The sequence below is a fragment of the Rathayibacter sp. VKM Ac-2835 genome (genome assembly GCF_013266705.1).
Lineage (GTDB): Bacteria > Actinomycetota > Actinomycetes > Actinomycetales > Microbacteriaceae > Rathayibacter.
In genome coordinates, this window is sequence record NZ_JABSNQ010000001.1 from 1,304,445 (window position 1) to 1,327,419 (window position 22,975).

Here is a 22,975-nt window from a genome sequence, read left to right on the forward strand (position 1 = left end):
AGCCGACCGCGCCGAGCCGCACAGGGGGCGGCTCGGAAGACGTCACAGCACGTCGTCGGAGAGGTCGATCGGCGCGCCGAAGCGGTGGTTCGTGATCGAGATGGACTGCTCGCGGAGGAACGGCAGCAGCTCGACCCGGCCGGCCGGAGTGACGGGGTCGGCGTAGATCGCCACGTCCGGCGAGCCGCCGAGCGCCTCGGCGAGCGCCGTCGCGAGCGGCACCCGCGAGCCGTCCGCGCGCACCAGCGGAACGGGCTTGCCGGTGCTGCCGCGGGTCATCCCGCTGACCACGTCGGTGAACGAGCGGGTGGAGTCGCGGGCGACCTGCAGCACCTCGGCCGAGGCGTCCGGGCCGAGGGAGGGCGCGGTGCCGCCCTGCGGTCCGCCGAAGGCGTCCACCCGGTCCGAGACGATGTCGCCGACGATCCGGATGCGCGACGCGGTGATCCGGCCGGCCGCGGCGCGGGCGAGCCACTGCGCATCCGACTCCACGACCACCTTCGGCGCCAGGCCCGCCATCTCGAGCAGCTCGTCTCCGGCGAGCATCCCGGCCACCTTGGGCGGCAGCGGGATCGACGTCGAGACGTCGAGCCGCGCCCGCACGAGCAGCCCCGCGGCGATGACGCGCAGGAGCTCGCCGAGGTCGCCGCCGTCGGCGAGCCGCACGGCGACCGGCACGCGCAGGTAGCGGAACAGGTTGCGCTCGACGCCGACCTTCGAGATGTCGGTGACGACGCCGAACTCGGTCGCCCAGGCGAGCTGGTCCGAGAGCGCCGAGCGGCGCAGCAGGTCGAACTGCTCGAACTGCAGCGAGGACTGCGCGGCCTCGATGAACTGCCGGGCGCGGTCGTCCAGCCCGCGCAGGTGCAGCGTCGTCGACGGTCGGGCCGGCGAGGGCTTCCACGAGCCGAGCCCGATCAGGTGGTTCGGGCCGCCGGCCTTCGCCCCGCCGCCGACCGACGAGCGCTTCCAGCCGCCGAACGGCTGGCGGCGCACGATCGCCCCGGTGATGCCGCGGTTGACGTAGAGGTTGCCGGCCTCGACCGAGTCGAGCCAGAGGGCGAGCTCGTCCGAGTGCAGCGAGTGCAGCCCGGCGGTGAGCCCGTAGTCGGTGGCGTTCTGCAGGCGGATCGCGTCCTCGAGGGTCGCCGCGTGCATGATCCCGAGCACCGGGCCGAAGAACTCGGTCAGGTGGGCGTAGCTGTCCTCGGTCACGCCCTCGCGCACGCCCGGCGACCACAGCCGGCCGGTGTCGTCGAGGCTCTTCGGCTCGACGAGCCAGGACTCCCCGGCGCCGAGGGTGGTCAGCGCGTGCGCGAGCTTGCCGGTCGGCTTCTCGATCAGCGGGCCCATCGCGGCGGCGGGGTCGCTCGGCCAGCCGACCCGGAGCGAGGTGACGGCGTCGACCAGCTGCGCGCGGAACCGCTTCGAGCGGGCGACCGAGCCGACGAGGATCACGAGCGAGGCGGCCGAGCACTTCTGCCCGGCGTGCCCGAACGCGCTCCGCACGATGTCGGCGACGGCGAGGTCGTAGTCCGCGTGCGGGGTGACGACGATCGCGTTCTTGCCGCTGGTCTCGGCGAGCAGCGGCAGGTCGGGCCGCCAGGAGCGGAAGAGCTTCGCGGTCTCGTAGGAGCCGGTGAGCAGCACCCTGTCGACCAGCGAGTCGGTGATCAGGGCGCGGCCGAGCGTCTCCTCGTCGAGGTCGACGAGCGCGACGAGGTCCTGCGGGATCCCGGCGTCCCAGAGCGCCTCGACGAGCACCGCCGCCGAGCGCCGGGCCTGCGGTGCCGGCTTGACGACGACTCCCGACCCCGCGGCGAGCGCCGCGAGGATCGAGCCGGCCGGGATGGCGACCGGGAAGTTCCACGGCGGCGCGACCACGGTGACGCGCTCGGGCACGAAGGTGGCGCCGCCGACGGCGTCCAGCTCGCGGGCGCGGGTGGCGTAGTAGTGGGCGAAGTCGATCGCCTCGGACACCTCGGGGTCGGCCTCGGCGACCGTCTTGCCGGTCTCCGACGCCATCACCTCGATCAGCCGGTCGCGGTTGGCGGCGAGCGCGAGCCCCGCCCGGTCGAGGATCGCGGCGCGGTCGTAGCCGAGGCGCTCGCCCCAGCGCTCCGCCCGGAGGGCGACTCTGCGCAGCAGCTCCTGCAGCTCGGCCGCGTCGGTGATCCGGGCGCGGTCGGCCGCGAGGGCGCCGATGGTCGACCGCGCGATGCGGTCGGTGATCAGCCGCGCCCAGCGGCGGTTGCCCGGCAAGGCGGGGTCGGTGTCGGGCTCGTTGCGGAACGCGCTCGTCGCCGCCGTCGCTCCGGAGCCGCGGCGCAGGCCCAGCACCGCCTCGGTGAGGCCCTCGGCGGCCGGGTCCTGCACCCGGGCGCCCGCGCCGGCGTGCTCCCGCACGAGACGCAGGCCCGAGCCCGACGCCCACTCGCGCAGGCGGTCCTGCGTGCGGTTCGGGGTCGGCACCGCGTCGTCGAGCGCCTCGAGCGACGCGCGGAACCGGCCGAGCTCGCGCCGGAGCACGCTCTCGTCCTCGAGCTCGAAGACGGCCGAGAGGAAGTTCTCGGGGCTCGAGTTCTCCTCCAGCCGGCGGATCAGGTACGAGATCGCGACGTCGAACTCGTGCGGGTGCACGACCGGCGTGTAGAGCAGGAGCCGGCCCACGTCCTCGCGGACGGCGCGCGCCTGCCCGGTCGCCATGCCGAGCAGCATCTCGAAGTCCACCGCGTCGGCGACGCCGCGCTCGTTCGCGGTGATCCACGCCCAGGCGATGTCGAAGAGGTTGTGGCCGGCCACGCCGATCCGCACCGCGTCCGCGCGCTCAGGGCGCAGCGCGTAGTCCAGCAGCCGCTTGTAGTTGGTGTCGGCCTCGGCCTTGCTGCCGACCGTCGCGAGCGGCCAGTCGTGGAGCGCCGCGTCCACCCGCTCCATCGCGAGGTTCGCGCCCTTCACGACGCGGACCTTGATCGGAGCGCCGCCGAGCCGCCGCCGCTCGGTCGCCCACTCCGTCAGCGACATCAGCACGCCGAGGGCGTCGGGCAGGTACGCCTGCAGGACGATGCCCGCCTCGAGCTGCTGCATCCCCGGCTGCTCGAGGAGGCGGCGGAACACCGCGACCGTGAGGTCGAGGTCCCTGTACTCCTCCATGTCGAGGTTGATGAACTTCGGCTCCGGGCTCGCCGCGGCCAGCTGGTAGAGCGGGGTGAGCCGCTCGACGACGCGGTCCACGGCCTCGTCGAACGCCCACATCGAGAGCTGGCTGGCGATACTCGAGACCTTGATGCTCACGTAGTCGACGTCGGGGCGCTCGAGCAGGCGCAGGGTGCCCGCCAGGCGCCGGTCGGCCTCGCGCTCGCCGAGCACGGCCTCGCCGAGCAGGTTGAGGTTGAGGCGGTCGCCGCCCTCGCGCAGCCGGCGGATCGCCGCGCCAAGCCGGGCGTCGGACGCGTCGACGACGAGGTGGCCGACCATCCGGCGCAGCACCTGGCGCGCCGCCGGGACGACGATCCACGGCAGCACCGGACCGACGGCGCCGCCGGTCGCGACCGCCGCACGCAGGTAGGAGGGGAGGAACGCCGGGGTCTTCGCGGTCAGCGCGGCGAGGTTCTCGGCCGCGACGACCGGGTCCTCCGGGCGGGCGACCCCGTCGACGAAGCCGACGGTGAAGTCGAGGCCGTTCGGGTCCTGCAGCACGCCGGCGAGGCGCTGCGCCGCGGGATCGACCGGGAAGGCGCGGCTGCGCAACAGCCAGCGGCGCACCAGCGCCTCGACGCGGGCGAGGACCGGCGCCTCGGTGTCGAACTCGGGCTTCTGCCGGGGCAGCCGGAGCGCCACGCCCGTCTGGTACTGGCCGGTGTCGCTCAGGGCGTGGCGGTCGATCTTCTCGTCCGGCTCGATCGTCTCGTCCTGTGCGTCGCTCGTCTCCTCCTGCTCCGGGTCGTTCCCGGGCACGGCTGAGGACGTCGACTTCTCCATCCCCCGAGGCTATGCCCGAGGCGGCGCGGCGGCGGGTCGTGTCGCCCCGTCTGTGGACACTCGACAGGGAACTGCGGCTGTGGACGACGCCCGCGAAGGGGCGATGGACGCGGGCCCGGCGGAGGAGCACCATGGGGCGCACCCGACAGTCCCGCTCCCGATCGGAGACCCGATGGATCCGCTGCCCATCCCCCGCGCCGCGATGATCGCCGCGCAGGCCCTGATCGACAGCTCCGCCTCCTACGACGGCGAGGCGACCGGCACCTTCAACCGCGCCGTGCTCGAGCGCGCGCTGAGCCCGATCGAGCACGGCGTGCTCGACGAGGACGGCATCGTCGTCCCCACCTCCTCCGACGTCGCGGGCGCGGCGGTGATCTGCCTCACTTGGCTGACCGGCCGACTCGTCGAGGCCAGCGGCCGCTCCAGCGAGGAGATCCTCTTCTCCCTGCGCGAGTTCGTCACCGAGGCGCTGCGCAGCGACGAGGGCTGACGCCAGACTGGGGACCATGGCCCGACGCGACAGGCACCGCCCCCGAGACGTCTCCGAGCGCAGCGGCACCGCGCCCGGCCCGCTGCGCTCCGACACCCCCGCCGCGGTCGATCCCTCGGTCGACGTCGTGATCGTCGGCGCCGGCCACAACGGCCTGGTCGCCGCGGCCTACCTCGCGCAGGCCGGGCTCGACGTCCTCGTCCTCGAGCGCGGCGCGCACGCCGGCGGCGCGACCGTCTCGGAGTACCCGTTCCGCGGCGTCGAGGCGCGGCTCAGCCGCTACTCCTACCTCGTCAGCCTGCTGCCGCCGTCGATCCTCGCCGATCTGCGGGTCGACGTGCCGCTCGTGCGCCGCCGCTACTCCTCCTACACACCCGACCCCGGCGATCCGACGCGCGGGCTGCTCGTCGACACCGGCGACGCCGCGGCGACCGCCGAGTCCTTCGCGCGGATGGGCACGCCGGAGGACGCCGAGACCTTCGCCGACTTCTCCCGGCACACCTCCCGGCTGGCGCGCGCGCTCTGGCCGACGCTCACCCAGCCGCTGCTGCGCCGCGAGGAGGCGCGGCGGCTGGTCGGCGAGGACGCGATCTGGCGGGCGATGATCGAGCGCCCGATCGGCGAGGTGATCGAGCGGGACATCGCCGGCGACGCGGCCCGCGGCGTCCTGCTCACCGACGCGCTGATCGGGACCTTCGCCGGGGCCGCGGACGCCGACCTCGCGCAGAACCGCTGCCTGCTCTACCACGTGATCGGCGGTGGCACCGGCGACTGGGACGTCCCGGTCGGCGGCATGGGCAGCGTCTCGGGCGCGCTCGAGCGGGCGGCCCGGAACGCCGGCGCGCGCATCCTCACCGGCGCCGAGGTGACGGGCGTCGACCCCGCGGGCGACGTCGTCTACCGCCGCGGGCCGCGGAGCCGCCGGGTGCGGGCGCGGTTCGTGCTCTCGAACGTCGCCCCGTTCGTCCTCGACCGGCTGCTCGGCGGCGGCGGCCCCGTCGTCCGCCCCGAGGGCGCCCAGGTGAAGGTGAACCTCGTGCTGCGCCGCCTGCCGCGTCTGCTCGACGAGAGCGTCGCCCCGGAGGCGGCCTTCGGCGGGACCTTCCACGTCAACGAGGGCTACCGGCAGCTCGAGGACGCCCGCAGCGCGGCCGAGCAGGGCCGCCTCCCCTCGCCGATCCCCTGCGAGATCTACTGCCACTCGCTGACCGACCCGACGATCCTCTCGCCCGAGCTCGCCGCGACCGGCGCGCACACCCTCACCGTCTTCGCCCTGCACACCCCCGACCGGCTGCTGACCGGCGACGGTGCTCCGACGCGCGAGGAGCTCGAGGCAGCGGTCCTCGACTCGATCGACTCGGTGCTCGCGGAGCCGATCCGCGACCTGCTGCTCGCCGACGCCGACGGGAAGCCCTGCGTCGAGACGCGGACGACCCGCGACCTGGAGGAGAGCCTCGGCCTGCCCGGCGGCCACATCTTCCACGGGCCGCTGTCCTGGCCGTTCGCGGAGGACGACGAGCCGCTGGACACCCCGGCCCAGCGCTGGGGCGTCGCCACCGAGCACCCGCGGGTGCTGCTCTGCGGCGCAGGGGCGCGCCGGGGCGGCGGCGTCTCGGGGATCGGCGGCCACAACGCGGCGATGGCGGTGCTGGAGGCGCTCGGCGCCTGAGACCGGCCTCCTCGGAGCCGGCGGCGGCTCAGTGGTGCCGGTGGTCCTGGATCGTCATCCGCGGACCGTGCCGGGGCTTCCGGGCGCCGCTCGTCCCGATCAGGCGGATGATCCGCTGCCGGTGCCCGCGCCACGGCTCGAGCAGCTCGAGCATGCCGTCGTCGTCGACGCCGAGGCGCCCCGTCAGCGCGAAGCCGACCGCGGCGGCCAGGTGGTAGTCGCCCACGCTCACCGCGTCCGGGTCGCCGTGGGCGCGCATCATCACCTCGGAGGCCGTCCACGGCCCGATGCCGGGCACCGACTGCAGCCGCGCGGCCACGACCTCGCCGCCGCGACCGAGGGCCAGCGTGCGCTCGAGCCCCTTCGCCACCAGCGCGGCCGTGAGCACGGTGCGCGAGCGCCGCGGGTCCACGCCGGCCCGGTGCCAGTCCCAGGACGGGACCCGCCGCCACTGCTCGGCCGACGGCGCCACGTGCAGCGGCACCGGCCCCGGAGCCGGCTCGCCGTGCAGCCGGACGAGCGCGCGGTAGGCGCGCCACGCCTCCGTGCTGGTGACCTTCTGCTCCAGGATCGACGGCGCCAGCATCTCGAAGACGAGGTTGGCCCGGGTCAGCCGCAGCCCGGCCGAGCGGCGCAGCACCTCGGCCAGCGGACCGTGCGCGGAGAGATCGAGCGCGCTCCAGTCGTCGCCGTGGCCGAGCAGCTCGGGCACGTGATCGATCAGCCACTCCGCGCCCTCGCCCCAGGCCCGCGCGTGCACGGCGCCGTCGGCGGCCTGGCGCAGGTGGAGCGTGCCGGGGCCGAGCGGAGTGCGGAAGGCGCGCCAGAAGCCGGTCGCGTCGATCAGCATCGTGGGGTCGCCCGAGCCGCGCAGCAGCGTGCGCAGGGTGAGCGCGAGGCTCACCGGCACGGCCGGCGCGTAGACCGTGGCCAGGAACGGCACGGGAGCGGGGAGGGCGGACGACACGCTGCGATGGTAATCGCGGGTGCCGACACTCGCCGAAGCACCCCGGAACGGCGGGCTGATCAGGTGTCCCGCAGAACCGCTATTCACGACGTGTTCGGAGCGGCGACCGTCCCGGATTGGTTCAACCCGGAAGAACACATGCGCAATCTGGATCGCCCGATTCCGCTAGTCAGCGCCCCGATTCCGGGCGTAGCTTCGCGCTGTCGCGGCAGTGTTCGACCGCCCGGCCAACCGCCTATCACTGGAGATGCGCACATGTTCGACACCACCTTCATCCGCAACGCGATCGTCAGGAGCTCGGAGACGGCTCTCGACCGTCGCCGCTTCTTCGAGGCCACCGGCGTCGCCGGACTCGGCATCGGAGCGGCGGCACTCGCCTCCGCCCCCGCTGCCTCGGCCGAAGAGGTCGCCGCAGAGGGCCCCGGCGACGCCGCCGTCCTCAACTTCGCGCTCAACCTCGAGTACCTCGAGGCCGAGTTCTACCTCCGCGCCGTCACCGGCTCGGGCCTCGCGAGCAGCGACACCGGCGGCACCGGCAAGCTCGGTGGCGTCAAGGGCGGCCGCGCCGTCCCGTTCAAGACCCCGTGGCTGAAGTCCTTCGCCCGCGAGGTCGCCAACGACGAGAAGGCGCACGTCAAGTTCCTCCGCGGCCAGCTCGGCGCTGCCGCCGTCGCCCGCCCCTCGATCAACCTCGAGGCCAGCTTCAACGCCGCGGCCGCCGCGGCCGGCCTCATCCCTGCGGGCGGCACGTTCGACCCGTTCCTCAACGAGCAGAACTTCCTGCTCGGCGCCTTCGTCTTCGAGGACGTCGGAGTCACCGCCTACAAGGGCGCTGCCCCCCTCATCCAGTCGAAGCTCTACCTGGAGGCGGCCGCCGGCATCCTCGCGGTGGAGGCGTACCACGCCGGTGCCATCCGCTCGGCGATCTACGGCGCTGGTCTCGACGTGCAGGCGGGCAAGCTCTCCGACGCGCGCGACAGCCTCGACGGTCCCACGGACCTCGACCAGGGTGTCAAGGTCGGCGGCGCGGCCAACATCCAGCCCACCGACGCCAACGGCATCGCGTTCAGCCGCAGCCCCGGCCAGGTCCTCAACATCGTGTACCTGAACCCCGGCCCGGTCGTCCAGGGCGGGTTCTTCCCCGACGGCGTCAACGGCGTGGTGAACACCGCCTCCAACGGCGGCGTCTGACCCCACGACGATGAAGGGCCCTTCCTCGAGGCGGCGAGGAGGGGCCCTTCGTCGTTCCCACCCGGGGCGGGCGACCCGACCCCGCCCCCGCGTCCTCTACTCTGAGCGGGTGAAGATCGGGATCCTGACCTCCGGGGGCGACTGCCCCGGGCTGAACGCCGTCATCCGCGGTGCCGTGTACAAGGGCATCAAGGTGTACGACCAAGAATTCGTGGGCTTCCGCAACGGGTGGCGCGGAGTGGTCGACGGCGATCTCCTCCCCCTCGGGCGGCCCGAGATCCAGGGCATCGCCAAGCAGGGCGGCACGATCCTCGGCACGAGCCGGACGAACCCCTTCGAGGGCGACAACGGCGGCCCCGAGAAGATCGCCGAGATGATGGACCGCAACGGCATCGACTCGATCATCGCGATCGGCGGCGAGGGCACCCTGGCCGCGGCGAAGCGCCTCACCGACGCGGGCCTCAAGATCGTCGGCGTCCCCAAGACCATCGACAACGACCTCGGCGCCACCGACTACACCTTCGGCTTCGACACCGCCGTCGGCATCGCGACCGACGCGATGGACCGCCTGCGCACCACCGGCGACTCGCACGGCCGCTGCATGGTCGCCGAGGTCATGGGCCGCCACGTCGGCTGGATCGCCCTGCACTCGGGCATGGCCGCCGGCGCGCACGTCATCCTCATCCCCGAGAAGAAGACCTCGATCGAGCAGATCGTGGAGTGGGTGCAGAGCGCCCAGGACCGCGGGCGCGCGCCGCTCGTCGTCGTCGCCGAGGGCTTCTCGCTCGACTCGATGGACGACGCGCACTCCGAGCGCGGCCTCGACGCCTTCGGCCGCCCGCGACTGGGCGGCATCGGCGAGATGCTCGCCCCGATGATCGAGGACCGCACCGGCATCGAGACCCGCGCCACGACCCTCGGCCACATCCAGCGCGGCGGCACGCCCAGCGCCTTCGACCGCGTCCTCGCCACCCGCCTCGGCATGGCCGCCGCCGACTCCGTCGTCGCCGAGCACTGGGGCCGCATGGTCGCCCTGCGCGGCACCGACATCTACCACGTCGACTTCGCCGAGGCGCTGGGCACCCTGAAGACGGTGCCCGACTCCCGCTACGAGGAGGCGCGCACCCTCTTCGGGTAGCGCGCGGATCTCGAGACGCCCGCTCCGCGCGCTACTCGATCAGCGAAGGGGCGCCCCCGCTCTCGCGGGCGGCGCCCCTTCTCTGCTGGTCGAGCAGCCGCGCAGCGGCGTATCGAGACCCGCGGTCGTCAGCCCTTCGCGCCGTCCGGCGTCGCCGTCGCGACGAGCACCGCGCGCGCCAGCGTGTGGAAGTGCACGTTGAAGCCGAGGATCGCCGGCGTCGACTCCGGGTCGAGCTCGAGCTCCTCGACGTCGAGCGCGTGCACGACGAAGAAGTAGCGGTGCTCGCGGTCCGGCGGCGCCGCTCCGATGAACTGGCGCAGCCGCATCTCGTTCGGCAGGGTCTGCGCGCCCGCGGGCAGCAGCTCGAAGCCGGCCGCTCCGGCGCCGGTGGGCAGCTCGGTGGTGTCGGCGGGCAGGTTGTACACCGCCCAGTGCCAGAAGCCAGAACCGGTCGGCGCGTCGGGGTCGAAGACGGTCACCGCGAAGCTCTTCGTCTCCGCGGGCGCCCCCGACCAGCGCAGCTGCGGCGAGACGTCCTCGCCGCCCGAGCCCTCGCCGTAGTGGCGGGGGGCCAGCGCCGCACCGTCTCTGATGTCGTCGCTCTCGAGGGTGAAGGTCGGCACCTCGCCGAGGCGGGCGTAGGGGTCGTAGTTCCAGTCGGACATCCGGTTCTCCGTTCGGGCGCGGCAGTCGCGCGCCTCCCCTCCAGCCTAGGAAGCGGCGGCCGCAGGTCGAGGGCTTGCGGCGCTCACGCTGCGCCGCTCACGAACCGAGGTAGCGCCCCGGCCGGTGGTTGAAGGCGAGCACGAGGTTGAGCACCACGACGCCGGCCGCCGAGATCAGCACGTTCAGCGGCGGCACGACGAGCAGCGCCGCCACGACGACGCAGGCGTCGAGCGCCATCATCACGTAGCCGGCCCGCCAGCCCAGCCGCTCCTGCGCGAGCAGGGCGAGGATGCTGAAGCCGCCCAGGCTCGAGCCGTGCCGGAAGAGGATCAGCAGGCCGATCCCCGCGAGCACGTCGCCGGTCAGCACGCCGTAGACCGGATCGATCCGGATCGTGCCGAACGCGAGCGGGTGCAGCCCGGCGAGCACCGACACCAGCAGGATCGAGGACATCGTCCGGAGCGTGAACCGCCAGCCCTTCTTCCAGAGCGAGAGCGCCAGGAACGGCAGGTTCACCACCACGAGGATCACGCCGAAGGGGATCGGCGCCGCATAGCCCAGCAGCAGCGCGAGCCCCGCGGTCCCGCCGGTGACCGCCTCGCTCGCGCGGAGCAGGAACAGCCCGAGCGAGACGACGAACGCCCCCGTCACGAGGCCGAAGACGTCCTCGAAGCGGCTGTGCGGCACGGGGAGGGGGGCGTCGGTCACCGGGAGATGCTGTCACACCCGCGTTGCCGGAGCGTTTCGGCCGACCCCTCCCCGCCCTCGTAGGATGACCCGGTGCTGCCGAAGATCCTGCTGTTCTACCGCTTCGTGCCGCTCGCCGACCCCGAGTCCGTCCGGCTGTGGCAGCGCGAGCTGGCCGAGCACCTCGGCCTGCGCGGCCGGGTCCTGCTCTCGAAGGACGGCGTCAACGGCACCCTCGGCGGCGAGATGGGCGCGCTCAAGCGCTGGGTCCGCCGCACCCGCGAGCACTCCGCCTTCCGCGGCCTCGAGGTGAAGTGGAGCGACGGCACGGGCCTCGACGACGAGGGCCGCAGCGTCGACTTCCCCGGGCTGTCGGTGAAGGTGCGTGAGGAGATCGTGTCGTTCGGGGCGCCCGAGGAGCTGCGCGTGGACGCGACGGGCGTCGTCGGCACCGGCGTCCGGCTGGACCCGGACGAGGTCGACGCGCTCGTCGCGGAGCGGGAGGACGTGGTGTTCTTCGACGGCCGGAACGCCTTCGAGGCCGAGATCGGCCGCTTCGACGGCGCGATCGTGCCCGGGGTCGCCAGCACCCGCGAGTTCGTCGAGCAGCTCGACTCCGGCGCCTACGACCACCTCAAGGGCCGGCCGGTCGTCACCTACTGCACCGGCGGCATCCGCTGCGAGGTGCTCTCGAGCCTGATGCTCGCGCGCGGCTTCGGCGAGGTGTACCAGCTCGACGGCGGCGTCGTCCGCTACCAGGAGGCCCGCCGCGACACGGGGCTCTGGCGCGGCGCGCTCTACGTCTTCGACGGGCGCGGCTCGCTGACCTTCTCCCCCGACGCCGAGGTGCTCGGCCGCTGCAGCGTCTGCGCCGAGCCGACGAGCCGGATGCGCAACTGCACCGATCCCGGCTGCCGGGAGCAGCTCGTGGTCTGCGACGCCTGCGGCACCGCGTCCTGCGCGGCGCACGGCGGGGACGTCGCGGAGCGGGCTACGGTGCTCGGATGAGCATCGAAGCGCGCGGCCGCACCCTCGTCGACCTCCACACCGCCCCCGAGCTGCTGAGCGTGGTGAACGTCTGGGACGTGGTCTCGGCCACCACGATCGCCGCCCTCCCCGAGACGCGGGCGCTCGCGACGGCCAGCCACTCCATCGCCGCGACCTTCGGCTACCCGGACGGCGAGCAGATCCCGCTCGACCTGCACCTGAGCATGATCGAGCGGATCGTCGCCGCGGTCGAGGTCCCCGTCTCGGCCGATCTCGAGGCCGGCTACGGCGACGCGGGCGAGACGATCCGCCGCGCGATCGAGATCGGCGTCGTCGGTGCGAACCTCGAGGATCAGGCGAAGCCGCTCGCCGACGCGCTGCGCTCGGTCGAGAAGGCGGTCGCCGCAGCCGAGGAGGAGGCCGTGCCCTTCGCTCTGAACGCCCGCACCGACGTCTTCCTCCGCGCCGGCGACCGCGACCGCGGCGAGGTCCTCGCCGACGCGATCGAGCGCGGTCGCGCCTACCTCGATGCGGGAGCGACCTGCTTCTTCGTCCCCGGACTGCTGCAGGACGCGGAGCTCGAGGGCCTGGTGTCGGCCCTCGGCCGCCAGCGGGTCAGCGTGATCGGCGTCCCCGGCTCCCAGTCGCCCGCGCGATTCGAGGAGCTCGGCCTCGCCCGCGTCTCCTACGGCCCGTGGACCCAGCGCGTGGCGCTGACCGCCCTGCAGGACGCGGCGTCGGCCCTCTACGCCGGTGGCGCGCTGCCCGAGGGCACCCGTCCGCTGAACTGACGCCGCGCTCGGGCGCGCCTCGCGCACTCGGGCGTAGCGTGGGCTCATGTTCCGAGCCGTCGTCGTCGAGCAGCAGTCCTCCTCCGACACCGAGTCCCCGAATCGCGCACGACTGACCGAGCGGGACGATCCCGACCGCTCGCACGGGGACGTGACCCTCGCCGTCGAGTACTCGAGCGTCAACTACAAGGACGCCCTCGCGCTGGCCGGCCGGCCCGGGGTCGTGCGCCGCACCCCGCTCATCGCGGGCATCGACGTCGTCGGCACCGTCGAGTACGCCGACGGCGCCGCGGCCGAGCGCTTCGACTCCGGCGACCGGGTGGTGCTCAACGGCGCCGGCCTCGGCGAGCGCTTCGACGGCGGACTCACCGAGCGGGCGCGGGTCGACTCCGCCTCGCTGCTGCGCATCCCCGGCGCGATCTCCTCCGCCCGGGCCGGCGCGATCGGCACCGCGGGCTTCACCGCGATGCTCGCCGTCCTCGCCCTCGAGCGCCACGGCGTCCGCCCCGGCGACGGACCGGTGCTGGTCACCGGCGCCTCGGGCGGCGTGGGCTCGATCGCCGTCGCCGTCCTCTCGAGGCTCGGCCACGAGGTCGTCGCGGCGACCGGCCGCGCGGACGAGCACGGCGAGCTGCTCCGCCGCCTCGGCGCGACGGAGGTCCTCGACCGGGCCGAGCTGTCCGAGAAGGGCAAGCCGCTGCAATCCGAGCGCTGGGCCGGCGCGGTCGACTCGGCCGGCTCGCACACCCTCGCCAATGCGCTCGCGCAGACCCGCTGGGGCGGCACCGTCGCCGCCTGCGGTCTGGCCCAGGGCGGCGACCTGCCCGCGACGGTGATGCCGTTCATCCTGCGCGGCGTGACGCTGGCGGGCATCAACTCGGTGGAGGCGCCACGGAAGCTGCGCGAGGAGGCCTGGCGCCGCCTCGCCCACGACCTCGACCTGGAGCTGCTCGACGGGCTGACCACGACGGTTCCGCTCGCGGGCGCGATCGACGCCGGGGCGGACCTGCTCGCCGGGCGCGCCCACGGGCGCACGCTGGTCGACGTCCGGAGCTGATGCTCCTACTCGGCGGCCTCGGTCGCGCCGCTGGGCTCGGCGGAGGCGTGGCCGACGGAGGAGTCGGGGCGCGGCTTCGCGGCGGCGGGCTTCTTCGAGGCGGGCTTCTTCGGGGCGGGCGTCGCAGCGGCGGGCGCCTCGTCCGCAGGCGCTCCCTCGGCGGGCTTCGCCGGTGCCGGCTTCTTCGCGGGCGTCTTCTTCGCAGCGGGCTTCTTCGCGGGGGGCTCCTTCGCGGCGGGCTCCGCGACCGCGGGCTCCACGACCGCGGGCTCCACGACCGCGGGCTCCACGACCGCGGGCTCCACGACGGCGGGCTCCACGACCGTGGGCGCCTCCTCCTCCGCCTGCGCTGCAGCCAGGCGCTCGGCGGCCTGCTCGGCGACGGCCGGCACGACGACGAGGTCGTCGGTCTCGATCACCGGGATCGCCGCCGTCGCGGTACCCAGCTGCAGCGCCGCGATCAGCTCGGGCGCGTGCTTCGTGCTGACGATCAGGCGCGAGTACTCCTCGCCGACCAGGTCGATCACGACCGCCGCGGCCGTGCGCTTGATCAGCAGGAAGTCCTTGCCGCCGTGGAACTTCCACGTCCCCGCCGCGATCGTCAGCGGCACCGCGGTCCCCGGCGCCCGGATCCCGCGCACCCAGATCCAGGGATCCTCGGTGACGGTCGCCGAGCGGATGCTCGCGCGCTCGACGACGACGTCGCCGCGGTGCAGGGCGAGCACCCGTTCGGCACGGGTCAGGCGGAGTTCGAGGCGGTCGGGGAGCACGGTCACGACGGGCATGCCCCTAGTCTGCCCCGACCATCGCACCCGGCGCCCGGCGGTCGCGGTGGCAGCATGGAGGGATGACGAGGGATCCGGACGAGCGGCGCCTCCTCGACGCGCTCCTCGCCGAGCGGCAGGCCGAGGCCCGCCGCGAGGCGGAGCGGCTGGACGAGTCCCTCCGCGAGCTCCTCCTCGACCGCGCCGACGGCACCGCCGACGACGAGCACGACCCGGAGGGCACCCCGCTCTCCGCGGAGTGGTCGCGGATGGCCGGGGTGCGCGACGCCCTCGCCCGCACCGAGCGCGACCTCGTCGCCGCCCGCACGCGCCTCGCCGCCGGCGACTACGGCGACTGCGCCCACTGCGGCCTCCCGATCGGTGCCGCCCGCCTCGAGGCCCGCCCCACGGCCGACCTCTGCATCGCCTGCGCCCGCGCCGCCGAGTCCCGCCGCCGCTGACGAGACCCCGGGCACCCGCACCCTGAAGGCCCCCACAGGCCGAGACGTGCAGAAACCCGGGTGCTCCTGCGAGAGTTCACATGCGGTCGTACCCCCGATGGGTGGTCCCGCTCCCCCTCCCCCTTTCTCCCGCCTCTCGAAAGGCCCCCTCCGCATGACCGAGACGTCGTCCGACCGCGCGACCGGCGCTCCCCCGGCCCCCGACCGCCGCGCCTGGCGCTCCCTCGTGGTCCTCCTCGCGGGCATGTTCATCGCCCTGCTCGACACCACCATCGTCAACGTCGCCCTGCCGACGATCCGCACCACCCTCGACGCCTCCGAGTCGACGCTCTCCTGGATCATCTCGGGCTACGCGCTCGCCTTCGGCCTCGCGCTGATCCCGGCCGGCCGCCTCGGCGACCGCTTCGGGCACAAGTGGGTCTTCGTCAGCGGCGTCGCCCTGTTCACCGTCGCGAGCTTCGCCTGCGGCCTGGCCGCCGACGACGTCCAGCTCGTCATCGCGCGCGTCGTGCAGGGCCTCGCGGGCGGGATCTTCGTCCCCGCGGTCAACGCCTACATCCAGATCCTCTTCCGCGGCCCCGCGCGCGGCAAGGCGTTCGCCGTGATGGGCGCCGTCCTCGGCGTCTCGTCGGCGCTCGGCCCGATCATCGGCGGCCTCATCATCCAGGCCTTCGGCGACGAGAACGGCTGGCGCCTGGTCTTCTGGGTCAACCTGCCGATCGGCGTCGCGACGCTCCTCGCCGCCGCGATGCTGCTGCCGACCCGCCGCGAGCTCGGCGCGGCGGACCGCGCCCCGAGCGGCGGTGTCGACTGGCTCGGCCTGATCCTGGTCTCGGGCGGCCTCGTCGCCCTGCTCGTGCCGCTCATCCAGGGCGAGGACGAGGGCTGGCCGCTCTGGACCTTCCTCTCGATCGCCGGCGGCGTGATCCTCCTCGCGGCGTTCGGCGCCTGGGAGGTGGCGTACACCCGCCGCGGCCGCGCGCCCCTCGTCCCGCCGACCCTGTTCCGCCACCCCGCCTTCACCGGCGGCGTGATCCTCGCGCTGGTCTACTTCGCGGCCTTCACGAGCATCTTCTTCACCATCTCGCTGCTCTGGCAGTCCGGTCTCGGCCACACCGCGCTGGAGTCGGGCCTCGTCTCGATCCCCTTCGCGATCGGCAGCATCGTCAGCTCCTCGCAGAGCAATCGCCTCACCGCGAAGCTCGGCCGCAACGTCCTCGTGCTCGGCAGCGGACTCCTCGCCGTCGGCCTGATCTGGGTCTGGCTGGTCCTGCTGACCGCGACGCCCGACTCGATCACCAACTGGCAGCTGCTCGCGCCGCTGTTCATCGCGGGCATCGGCAACGGCTTCTTCATCGCGCCGAACGTGCAGTTCATCGTCTCGACGGTCGACCCGCAGGACGCGGGCGCGGCCAGTGGCGTCATCTCCGCGATCCAGCGGATCGGCTCGGCCGTCGGCATCGCCGCGATCGGCAGCATCCTCTTCGGCGGCCTGGTCATCACCGGGCCGGACACCGTCGCCTCGGGCTTCCTCGACGCCGCGGCCCCGGCGATGCTGGTCAGCGCGCTGATGGCGATCGCCGCCTTCGCGCTCGTCTTCGTGCTGCCGAAGTCGGTGTCGCGCCGGGGCTGACCCCCGGCGCCACCGCCTACTCCTGCGGGCGCGCTGCCGCCGCGGCCTTCGCGGCGGCCGGCAGCGCGTCGACGATCCGGCCGATCGCCGCGTCGTCGTGGGCGGCCGAGACGAACCACGCCTCGAACACCGACGGCGGCAGCGAGACGCCCGCGTCGAGCATCGCGTGGAAGAACGCCGGATAGCGGAACGATTCCTGCGCCTGGACCTGGGCGTAGTCGCGCACCGGCCCGCCGATGTCGGTGAACATGAAGCTGAAGAGGCTGCCCGCGCTCTGCACCGTGTGCACGACGCCCTCGGCCGAGAGCGCGGCCGAGACCTCGCGCTGCAGCGTGAGCGCGGTGCGGTCGAGGGAGGCGTAGACGGCCTCGTCCGCGAGCTGGAGCGTGCGGATGCCCGCGGCCACGGCGACCGGATTCCCGGACAGGGTTCCCGCCTGGTAGACGGGCCCGAGCGGGGCCAGGTGGTCCATCACGTCCGCGCGGCCGCCGAGCGCCGCCACGGGCATGCCGCCGCCGATGACCTTGCCGAAGGTGTAGAGGTCGGCGACGTAGGGCGCCTCGGCGCCCGCGTTCTCGAGCCCCCACCAGCCGCCGGCGCTGACGCGGAAGCCGGTGAGCACCTCGTCCATGATCAGCAGCGAGCCGTTGGCGTGCACGAGCTCGGCGAGCGCCGCGTTGAAGCCGGGCGCAGGCGGCACGACGCCCATGTTCGCGGCGGCGGCCTCGGTGATCACCGCGGCGATCTCGGAGCCGCGCTCGGCGAGGACGGCTCGCACCGCGTCGAGGTCGTTGTAGGGCAGCACGATCGTCTGCGCCGCCGTCGCCGCGGTGACGCCGGCCGAGGCGGGCAGCGCGAGCGTCGCGAGACCGGAGCCCGCGTCGGCGAGCAGGCCGTCGGAGTGGCCGTGGTAGTGGCCGGAGAACTTGATCAGCAGGTCGCGGCCGGTGACCCCGCGGGCCAGGCGGATCGCGGTCATCGTCGCCTCGGTGCCCGTGGAGACCAGGCGGAGCTTCTCGATCGGCGAGACGCCGCCGGCCGTGATCCGCGCCTCCACCAGCTCGGCGAGATCGGTCTCGGCCGGGGTCGACGCGCCGAAGGAGAGACCGCGCGCCGCCGCCTCCTGCACGGCGGCGACGACCTCGGGGTGCGCGTGGCCGAGCACGGCCGGACCCCAGGAGCAGACGAGGTCGACGTACTCGCGGCCGTCGGCGTCGGTGATGTACGGGCCGGTCGCCGACACCATGAACCTCGGGGTGCCGCCGACCGAGCAGAAGGCCCGGACCGGCGAGTTCACGCCGCCGGGGATCGCGTGCCGGGCACGCTCGTACAGGGTGTCGTTCGCGGTGGGAGTCACCCGACCACGATACGGCGCGGACCCTTCACGGAGGATGTGCCTACTTCAGCAGATCGTTCGCGAGCTCGACGGCCCAGTAGGTGAGCACGGCGTCGGCACCGGCGCGGACGATGCCGGTGACCGACTCCACGATCGCCGCCTCGCGGTGGATCCAGCCGTTCGCGGCGGCGGCCTCGATCATCGCGTACTCGCCGGACACCTGGTACGCCCAGACCGGCACGTCCGAGACCGCGGCGACGTCGGAGAGCACGTCGAGGTAGGACATCGCGGGCTTCACCATCACGACGTCCGCGCCCTCGGCGAGGTCGAGGGTCGCCTCCCGCAGGCCCTCGCGGCGGTTCGCCGGGTCCTGCTGGTAGGTGCGGCGGTCGCCCTCGAGCGTCGACTGCACGGCCTCGCGGAAGGGGCCGTAGAAGCTGGAGGCGTACTTCGCGGAGTAGGCGAGGATCGCGGTGTCGAGGTGCCCGGCACCGTCGAGGGCCGCGCGGATGGCGCCGACCTGGCCGTCCATCATCCCGGAGAGCCCGAGCAGGTGCGAGCCGGCCTCGGCCTGCGCGAGCGCCATCTGCTCGTAGCGGAGCAGCGTCGCGTCGTTGTCGACCCGGCCGTGCGCGTCGAGCACGCCGCAGTGGCCGTGGTCGGTGAACTCGTCGAGGCACAGGTCGGTCTGCACGACGAGTGCGTCGCCGACCTCCTCGACGACGACCCGCGTGGCCGCGTTCAGCACGCCGTCCGGATCGGTCGCCCCGGAGCCCACCGCGTCGCGCGTGGTCGGCACGCCGAACAGCATGACGCCGCCGAGCCCCGCCTCGGCCGCCTCGGTCACCGCCCGTCGCACGCTGTCCAGCGAGTGGTGCGACACCCCCGGCATCGAGCCGATCGGACGGGACTCGGTGATCCCCTCCGCGACGAAGAGGGGGAGGACGAGCTGGGCGGGGTGGACGCGCGTCTCCTGGACGAGCCGGCGCAGTGCCGGTGTCGTGCGGAGGCGCCGCGGGCGGATCGCGGTCATGCCTCCAGCCTAAGCCTGGCTCGCGGAGTGCCCCCTGGCCGCAGAACATGAGCTCCTCCCCAGGACCGCCTCGTGATCTTCTCTCCACAGATCCCCGAGGAGCGCTGCGCTCGGGGTTGAGACGGGGGTCCCTCCCCTGACAGCGGAGGCCCACCCGTCTCGGCTGATGTCGTGCGCGGCAGGCGCGGGTCAGCGGGTCGCGCGCTCCGCGGCGACGCCGGCGACGGCCTCGATCAGGGAGGAGGCGGAGCGCTCGTCGGCGACGACGTCGACGCGCAGCCCGAAGGCGCGGGCGTCCTTGGCGGTCTGCGGGCCGATGGCGGCGACGAGCGTCGACTCCGGAACCGGGCCGAGCTGCTTCTGCACCTGCTCGGCCACGCTCCCCGAGGTGATCAGGATGGCGTGGACGGCGCCGCTCGCGACGTCGGCGACGACGCGGTCCTCCACCTGCACGCCGACGGTGCGGTAGGCGACCACCGAGCGCACGTCGTGGCCGATGCGCTTGAGGCCCTCGGTGAGCAGCGGCTTCGCGATCTCGGAGCGCAGGGTCAGCACGCGGAGCGGGTGCTGCCCGCCGGTCGCCTGCTCCCACTCGGCGAGCAGGCCCTTCGCCGAGTTGTCCTCGGAGGGGACGAGGTCCACGGAGTAGCCGGCCGCCACGAGTGCGGCGGCGGTGGTCTCGCCGACCGCGGCGACCTTGGTGCTCGAGGGAACGGTGGTGCGCAGGAGGGAGAGCACATCGACCGTGGTCGCGCTCGTCACCGTCATCCAGTCGAACGCGCCGGCCTCGAGATCGGCCAGGGCCTGCTCGAGCGCCGGGAAGTCGTCGGTCGGCGCGAAGTTGATCATCGGGGCGACGACGGGCGACGCGCCCTTCGCACGGAGGGCACCGGCGACGCCGTCGCCCCACGGACCTCCGCGGGGGACGAGGACACGCCAGCCCTGCAACGGCTTCTCCCACTGGGAGTAGGCGGCGGGCACGATCACGAAGTGGCTCCCAGAGGTGCGAGTTGGGCGGCACCCGCACCGAGAAGCGCGTCAGCGAGCAGAGAGCCGCAACGGAACGCGGCTTCGACGACGGGCAGTTCGCGACCACCATACTGCGGATCCGCCAGGTGTCGAGCACCGGCGACCGAACCGTTACCGATCGGCTCCGCCACCTCCCGAGAGAGGGACGCCGAGCCGTCGACGGCGAAGACCACGCCGCGGGCCACGACGCTGCCGCCCTCGACCGCCGCGGTCGCGCCGATCGGCGCGGCACAGCCGGCCTCGAGCACGGCGAGCAGCGCGCGCTCGGCGGTGATCGCCGCGCGCGTGGCCGTGTGCTCCACGGCCGCGAGGGCCGCCCGCAGCTCGTCCGACGGCTCCTCCGCGCGCACCTCGATCGCCAGCGCACCCTGACCGGGTGCGTGCGGCGAGACGCCGAAGTCCAGCACCTCGGTGACAGCGTCCGTCCGGCCCAGGCGCCGCAGGCCCGAGAGCGCGAGCACGATCGCGTCCAGCGGCGACGAGCTGCCGGCCGACACACGGCCGAGCCGGGTGTCGATGTTCCCGCGGATGTCGACGATCTCGAGATCCGGGCGCGCGGCCAGAAGGGCGGCCCTCCGCCGCGGCGAGCCGGTGCCGACCCGCGCTCCGCGGGGCAGGGTCGCCAGGGTCGCCCCCTCGCGGGCGCAGAGCGCGTCGCGCGGGTCCTCGCGCTCGGGCACCGCGCCGAGGACGAGGCCCTCGACCGGCGCCGTCGGCAGGTCCTTCAACGAGTGCACGATCGCGTCGCAGCGGCCGGCCAGCAGCGCGTCCCGCAGGGCGCTCACGAAGACCCCGGTGCCGCCGAGAGACGCGAGCGAGCCGCGCATCCGGTCGCCGTCGGACTCGATGCGCACCAGCTCTACCGGCACCCCGGCGGCCTGCGCCATCCGATCGGCCGTCATCCGGGTCTGCGCCACCGCGAGCGCGCTCGCGCGGGTGCCGACGCGGATGCTCACGACTGAGCGCTTCCCGTCACGGTGCGATCCCCGCGAGCGCCGGCTTGAAGCCCGCGCGCACGTTCTCGCAGCAGCCCGGGCGGCACACGTCGTACCAGGGGCCGAGCGCCGTCATCGACGGACGGTCCTCGACCGGCGTGCCGTTCACCCGCTCCAGGACGAGATCGACGAGACCGGAGACGTAGACCGGGTCGGTGCCCGGCGTCGCGACGCGGACGGCGACGAGGCCGTGCTCCTCGGAGGTCTCGAGCGCCTCGTTGTCGAGGTCCCACATGACCTCCATGTGGTCCGACACGAAGCCGAGCGGCACGATCACGAGCGCCTTGCGGCCCTTGGCGGGCAGCTCGGCGATCGCGTCGTTGATGTCGGGCTCGAGCCACGGCTGGGTGGGCGGGCCGGAGCGGGACTGGTAGACGAGCTGCCACGGCACGTCCTCCGCGCCGGCGGCCGCCATCACGACCTCCGCGACCGCGAGGTGCTGCGCCTCGTAGGCGCCGCCGTCGCCGAAGTGGTGCACGTCGACGACGGTGCCGTCCTCGTGCCGCTCGTGCGGGCCGCTGCGCGCGGCGTCGGTGGAGGGGATCGAGTGCGTCGCGAAGAGCACCTCGACCTCGGTGGCGGCGTCCAGGCCGGGCAGGCGCGAGCGCAGCTCGTCGAGCCCGTCGTGGACGGCCTTCACGAACGGCATCACGAAGCCGGGGTGGTCGAAGAACTGGCGGACCTTGTCGATCCGCAGCTCGCCCTCGAGGCCGGTCGCGTCGAGCGCGGCCGCGAAGTCCTCGCGGTACTGCCGGCAGGAGGAGAAGGACGAGTAGGCGCTGGTCGCGATGGCGATCAGGTTCGAGAAGCCGCGCTCCTTCGCCTCCGTCACCGCCTCGCTCATGTACGGCGCCCAGTTGCGGTTGCCCCAGAGCACCGGGAGGTCGATGCCGCGGTCGGCGAGCTCGGCCTCCAGGGCCGCCTTCAGCGCGCGGTTCTGCGCGTTGATCGGGCTGACGCCGCCGAAGTGCCGGTAGTGGTGGGCGACCTCCTCGAGGCGCTCCTCCGGGATCCCGCGACCGCGGGTGACGTTGCGCAGGAACGGGATGACGTCGTCCTGCCCCTCGGGGCCGCCGAAGCCGGCGAGCAGGATCGCGTCGTAGGCGACCGGCTCGGTGACGTGCTCGGGGCCGGACGCGGCGGCGGGTGTCGCACCGCGGACGAGGACGCCCTCGGCGACCTCGGGAACCGGCTCGGCGAAGTCGCGCGCCTCGGGTGCGGGGACGGTGGAGCTCATCGGAGGACCTCGGCGATCTGGTCGGCCTCGATGCGCCGACCGGTGTAGAAGGGGACTTCCTCGCGCACGTGCCGACGGGCCTCGGTGGCTCGCAGGTCGCGCATGAGGTCGACCAGGTTGACCAGTTCCTCGTCCTCGAGCGCGAGGATCCACTCGTAGTCGCCGAGCGAGAACGAGGCCACCGTGTTGGTCAGCACGGAGCGGAAGCGCGAGCCCTGACGGCCGTGCTGGGCGAGCATGGTGCGGCGCTCCTCCTCGGGGAGGATGTACCACTCGTAGGAGCGGACGAACGGATAGACCGTCAGCCAGCGGGCCGGCGCCTTGCCCCGCATGTAGGCGGGGAGGTGGTTCGAGCTGAACTCGGCGTCGCGGTGCACGCCCATCGCGTTCCAGGTGGGCAGCAGCGCGCAGAGGAGCTCGGTGCGGCGCAGCTCGCGGTAGGCGCGCTGCAGCTCCTCGGGCGCGGCTCCGGTGAGCCAGAGCATGATGTCGGCGTCGGCACGGAGGGCCGAGACGTCGTAGGTGCCGCGCACCGTGACGCCCTCGCCCGCGAGCCGCGCGACGGTGTCCTCGTAGCCCGCAGCCGCTTGGGCTGCCTCGTCGGCGGAGAGGGTGAACGGGCGTGAGGGATCCCTGCGGAGAACCGCCCAGAGCGTGTATCCCAGGGCCTGATCGGAGTGATCCTGATCGGCGGGGGGCTGCGCCGCCGGAGCGGCGCTCGTGTCGGGGGCGGACTGAACGGGACCCGCCGTCTCGGCGGTCTGATCGGTCATTGATCCATCATCCCTCCGCTCGTGCCGATGCACAAAAGCGGCAGGGACTCTGGCGCCCGGGGGCCCGGGGCGCTAGCGACCCGGGCC

20 protein-coding genes are annotated in these 22,975 nt (G+C 73.8%); 9 read left to right on the forward strand and 11 right to left on the reverse strand.

Features of this window, described 5'->3' with window-relative positions:
* Nucleotides 1-42: 42 nt before the first annotated feature.
* Nucleotides 43-3,981, reverse strand: a complete 3,939-nt coding sequence (locus HRK28_RS06160) for a bifunctional proline dehydrogenase/L-glutamate gamma-semialdehyde dehydrogenase (protein ID WP_173250716.1) — start codon at nucleotides 3,979-3,981, stop codon at nucleotides 43-45.
* A 172-nt stretch (nucleotides 3,982-4,153) separates the two neighbouring features.
* Between HRK28_RS06160 and HRK28_RS06165 the strand changes: the two genes are divergently transcribed.
* Both HRK28_RS06165 and HRK28_RS06170 read left to right on the forward strand, forming a co-directional pair.
* On the forward strand, nucleotides 4,154-4,471 hold the full coding sequence (locus HRK28_RS06165; protein ID WP_173250717.1) for a hypothetical protein: 318 nt from the start codon (nucleotides 4,154-4,156) through the stop codon (nucleotides 4,469-4,471).
* Between the two features lie 16 nt (nucleotides 4,472-4,487).
* Nucleotides 4,488-6,140: an NAD(P)/FAD-dependent oxidoreductase gene (locus HRK28_RS06170; protein ID WP_173250718.1), complete on the forward strand. Its 1,653-nt coding sequence runs from the start codon at nucleotides 4,488-4,490 to the stop codon at nucleotides 6,138-6,140.
* Between the two features lie 28 nt (nucleotides 6,141-6,168).
* Here HRK28_RS06170 and HRK28_RS06175 read toward each other — a convergent pair whose 3' ends face one another.
* On the reverse strand, nucleotides 6,169-7,107 hold the full coding sequence (locus HRK28_RS06175; RefSeq protein ID WP_367948348.1) for a DNA-3-methyladenine glycosylase: 939 nt from the start codon (nucleotides 7,105-7,107) through the stop codon (nucleotides 6,169-6,171).
* A gap of 255 nt (nucleotides 7,108-7,362) precedes the next feature.
* Between HRK28_RS06175 and HRK28_RS06180 the strand changes: the two genes are divergently transcribed.
* Both HRK28_RS06180 and HRK28_RS06185 read left to right on the forward strand, forming a co-directional pair.
* Nucleotides 7,363-8,298 carry a ferritin-like domain-containing protein gene (locus HRK28_RS06180; RefSeq protein WP_160087326.1) on the forward strand — a complete coding sequence of 312 codons (936 nt, stop codon included), beginning with the start codon at nucleotides 7,363-7,365 and terminating at the stop codon, nucleotides 8,296-8,298.
* 109 nt (nucleotides 8,299-8,407) lie between these two features.
* Nucleotides 8,408-9,436 carry a 6-phosphofructokinase gene (locus HRK28_RS06185; RefSeq protein ID WP_123701816.1) on the forward strand — a complete coding sequence of 343 codons (1,029 nt, stop codon included), beginning with the start codon at nucleotides 8,408-8,410 and terminating at the stop codon, nucleotides 9,434-9,436.
* Nucleotides 9,437-9,564: 128 nt separating this feature from the next.
* Here HRK28_RS06185 and HRK28_RS06190 read toward each other — a convergent pair whose 3' ends face one another.
* Entirely contained in the window at nucleotides 9,565-10,104 is a 540-nt protein-coding gene (locus HRK28_RS06190) for a YbhB/YbcL family Raf kinase inhibitor-like protein (protein ID WP_160087324.1), read from the reverse strand.
* Between the two features lie 97 nt (nucleotides 10,105-10,201).
* Nucleotides 10,202-10,813, reverse strand: coding sequence for a YitT family protein (locus HRK28_RS06195; RefSeq protein ID WP_123734901.1), 612 nt, complete (start codon nucleotides 10,811-10,813; stop codon nucleotides 10,202-10,204).
* Nucleotides 10,814-10,885: 72 nt separating this feature from the next.
* Here HRK28_RS06195 and HRK28_RS06200 point away from each other — a divergent pair, with 72 nt between their 5' ends.
* The 3 genes from HRK28_RS06200 to HRK28_RS06210 are packed head-to-tail and all read left to right on the forward strand — an operon-like array spanning nucleotide 10,886 to nucleotide 13,627.
* The gene (locus HRK28_RS06200; protein ID WP_173250719.1) at nucleotides 10,886-11,800 is read left to right on the forward strand and encodes a rhodanese-related sulfurtransferase; all 915 of its coding nucleotides are present in this window, start codon (nucleotides 10,886-10,888) and stop codon (nucleotides 11,798-11,800) included.
* Entirely contained in the window at nucleotides 11,797-12,570 is a 774-nt protein-coding gene (locus HRK28_RS06205) for an isocitrate lyase/phosphoenolpyruvate mutase family protein (RefSeq protein ID WP_173250720.1), read from the forward strand. Before HRK28_RS06200 ends, HRK28_RS06205 begins: the two co-directional genes overlap by 4 nt.
* 46 nt (nucleotides 12,571-12,616) lie before the next feature.
* Nucleotides 12,617-13,627, forward strand: coding sequence for an MDR family oxidoreductase (locus HRK28_RS06210; RefSeq protein WP_173250721.1), 1,011 nt, complete (start codon nucleotides 12,617-12,619; stop codon nucleotides 13,625-13,627).
* Nucleotides 13,628-13,632: 5 nt separating this feature from the next.
* Here the strand turns inward: HRK28_RS06210 and HRK28_RS20030 are convergent, their stop codons facing one another.
* A complete protein-coding gene (locus HRK28_RS20030) occupies nucleotides 13,633-14,412 on the reverse strand; it encodes a hypothetical protein (RefSeq protein ID WP_254304500.1) in 780 nt (259 codons plus the stop codon).
* A 62-nt stretch (nucleotides 14,413-14,474) separates the two neighbouring features.
* On the opposite strand from HRK28_RS20030, the gene HRK28_RS06220 reads away from it, so the two are divergent.
* Both HRK28_RS06220 and HRK28_RS06225 read left to right on the forward strand, forming a co-directional pair.
* The gene (locus HRK28_RS06220; RefSeq protein ID WP_173250722.1) at nucleotides 14,475-14,852 is read left to right on the forward strand and encodes a TraR/DksA C4-type zinc finger protein; all 378 of its coding nucleotides are present in this window, start codon (nucleotides 14,475-14,477) and stop codon (nucleotides 14,850-14,852) included.
* A gap of 154 nt (nucleotides 14,853-15,006) precedes the next feature.
* On the forward strand, nucleotides 15,007-16,485 hold the full coding sequence (locus HRK28_RS06225; RefSeq protein WP_160087312.1) for an MFS transporter: 1,479 nt from the start codon (nucleotides 15,007-15,009) through the stop codon (nucleotides 16,483-16,485).
* A 16-nt stretch (nucleotides 16,486-16,501) separates the two neighbouring features.
* On the opposite strand, the gene hemL is transcribed toward HRK28_RS06225, so the two are convergent.
* The 6 genes from hemL to hemQ all read right to left on the reverse strand — a co-directional run bounded on the left by hemL (nucleotide 16,502) and on the right by hemQ (nucleotide 22,888).
* The gene (hemL, locus tag HRK28_RS06230) at nucleotides 16,502-17,842 is read right to left on the reverse strand and encodes a glutamate-1-semialdehyde 2,1-aminomutase (protein ID WP_173250723.1); all 1,341 of its coding nucleotides are present in this window, start codon (nucleotides 17,840-17,842) and stop codon (nucleotides 16,502-16,504) included.
* Nucleotides 17,843-17,882: 40 nt separating this feature from the next.
* Nucleotides 17,883-18,854 (reverse strand): porphobilinogen synthase, encoded by a 972-nt coding sequence (hemB, locus tag HRK28_RS06235; RefSeq protein WP_173250724.1) that lies wholly within the window; start codon nucleotides 18,852-18,854, stop codon nucleotides 17,883-17,885.
* Between the two features lie 189 nt (nucleotides 18,855-19,043).
* Complete coding sequence (locus HRK28_RS06240; RefSeq protein WP_160091214.1) at nucleotides 19,044-19,838, reverse strand: uroporphyrinogen-III synthase; 795 nt, start codon at nucleotides 19,836-19,838, stop codon at nucleotides 19,044-19,046.
* A complete protein-coding gene (gene hemC / locus HRK28_RS06245) occupies nucleotides 19,838-20,839 on the reverse strand; it encodes a hydroxymethylbilane synthase (RefSeq protein WP_173250725.1) in 1,002 nt (333 codons plus the stop codon). The genes HRK28_RS06240 and hemC overlap by 1 nt, the downstream gene beginning before the upstream one ends.
* A 16-nt stretch (nucleotides 20,840-20,855) precedes the next feature.
* Nucleotides 20,856-22,115 (reverse strand): ferrochelatase, encoded by a 1,260-nt coding sequence (locus HRK28_RS06250; protein ID WP_160087306.1) that lies wholly within the window; start codon nucleotides 22,113-22,115, stop codon nucleotides 20,856-20,858.
* A complete protein-coding gene (gene hemQ / locus HRK28_RS06255; RefSeq protein ID WP_173250726.1) occupies nucleotides 22,112-22,888 on the reverse strand; it encodes a hydrogen peroxide-dependent heme synthase in 777 nt (258 codons plus the stop codon). The genes HRK28_RS06250 and hemQ overlap by 4 nt, the downstream gene beginning before the upstream one ends.
* Between the last annotated feature and the right edge of the window lie 87 nt (nucleotides 22,889-22,975).

Coding starts and splice junctions, on each gene's coding strand:
- HRK28_RS06160 (WP_173250716.1), bottom strand. CDS start 3,981: ATGGAGAAGTCGACGTCCTCAGCCGTGCCCGGGAACGACCCGGAGCAG.
- HRK28_RS06165 (WP_173250717.1), top strand. CDS start 4,154: ATGGATCCGCTGCCCATCCCCCGCGCCGCGATGATCGCCGCGCAGGCC.
- HRK28_RS06170 (WP_173250718.1), top strand. CDS start 4,488: ATGGCCCGACGCGACAGGCACCGCCCCCGAGACGTCTCCGAGCGCAGC.
- HRK28_RS06180 (WP_160087326.1), top strand. CDS start 7,363: ATGTTCGACACCACCTTCATCCGCAACGCGATCGTCAGGAGCTCGGAG.
- HRK28_RS06190 (WP_160087324.1), bottom strand. CDS start 10,104: ATGTCCGACTGGAACTACGACCCCTACGCCCGCCTCGGCGAGGTGCCG.
- HRK28_RS06205 (WP_173250720.1), top strand. CDS start 11,797: ATGAGCATCGAAGCGCGCGGCCGCACCCTCGTCGACCTCCACACCGCC.
- HRK28_RS06210 (WP_173250721.1), top strand. CDS start 12,617: ATGTTCCGAGCCGTCGTCGTCGAGCAGCAGTCCTCCTCCGACACCGAG.
- HRK28_RS20030 (WP_254304500.1), bottom strand. CDS start 14,412: ATGCCCGTCGTGACCGTGCTCCCCGACCGCCTCGAACTCCGCCTGACC.
- HRK28_RS06220 (WP_173250722.1), top strand. CDS start 14,475: ATGACGAGGGATCCGGACGAGCGGCGCCTCCTCGACGCGCTCCTCGCC.
- HRK28_RS06225 (WP_160087312.1), top strand. CDS start 15,007: ATGACCGAGACGTCGTCCGACCGCGCGACCGGCGCTCCCCCGGCCCCC.
- hemB (WP_173250724.1), bottom strand. CDS start 18,854: ATGACCGCGATCCGCCCGCGGCGCCTCCGCACGACACCGGCACTGCGC.
- HRK28_RS06250 (WP_160087306.1), bottom strand. CDS start 22,115: ATGAGCTCCACCGTCCCCGCACCCGAGGCGCGCGACTTCGCCGAGCCG.
- hemQ (WP_173250726.1), bottom strand. CDS start 22,888: ATGACCGATCAGACCGCCGAGACGGCGGGTCCCGTTCAGTCCGCCCCC.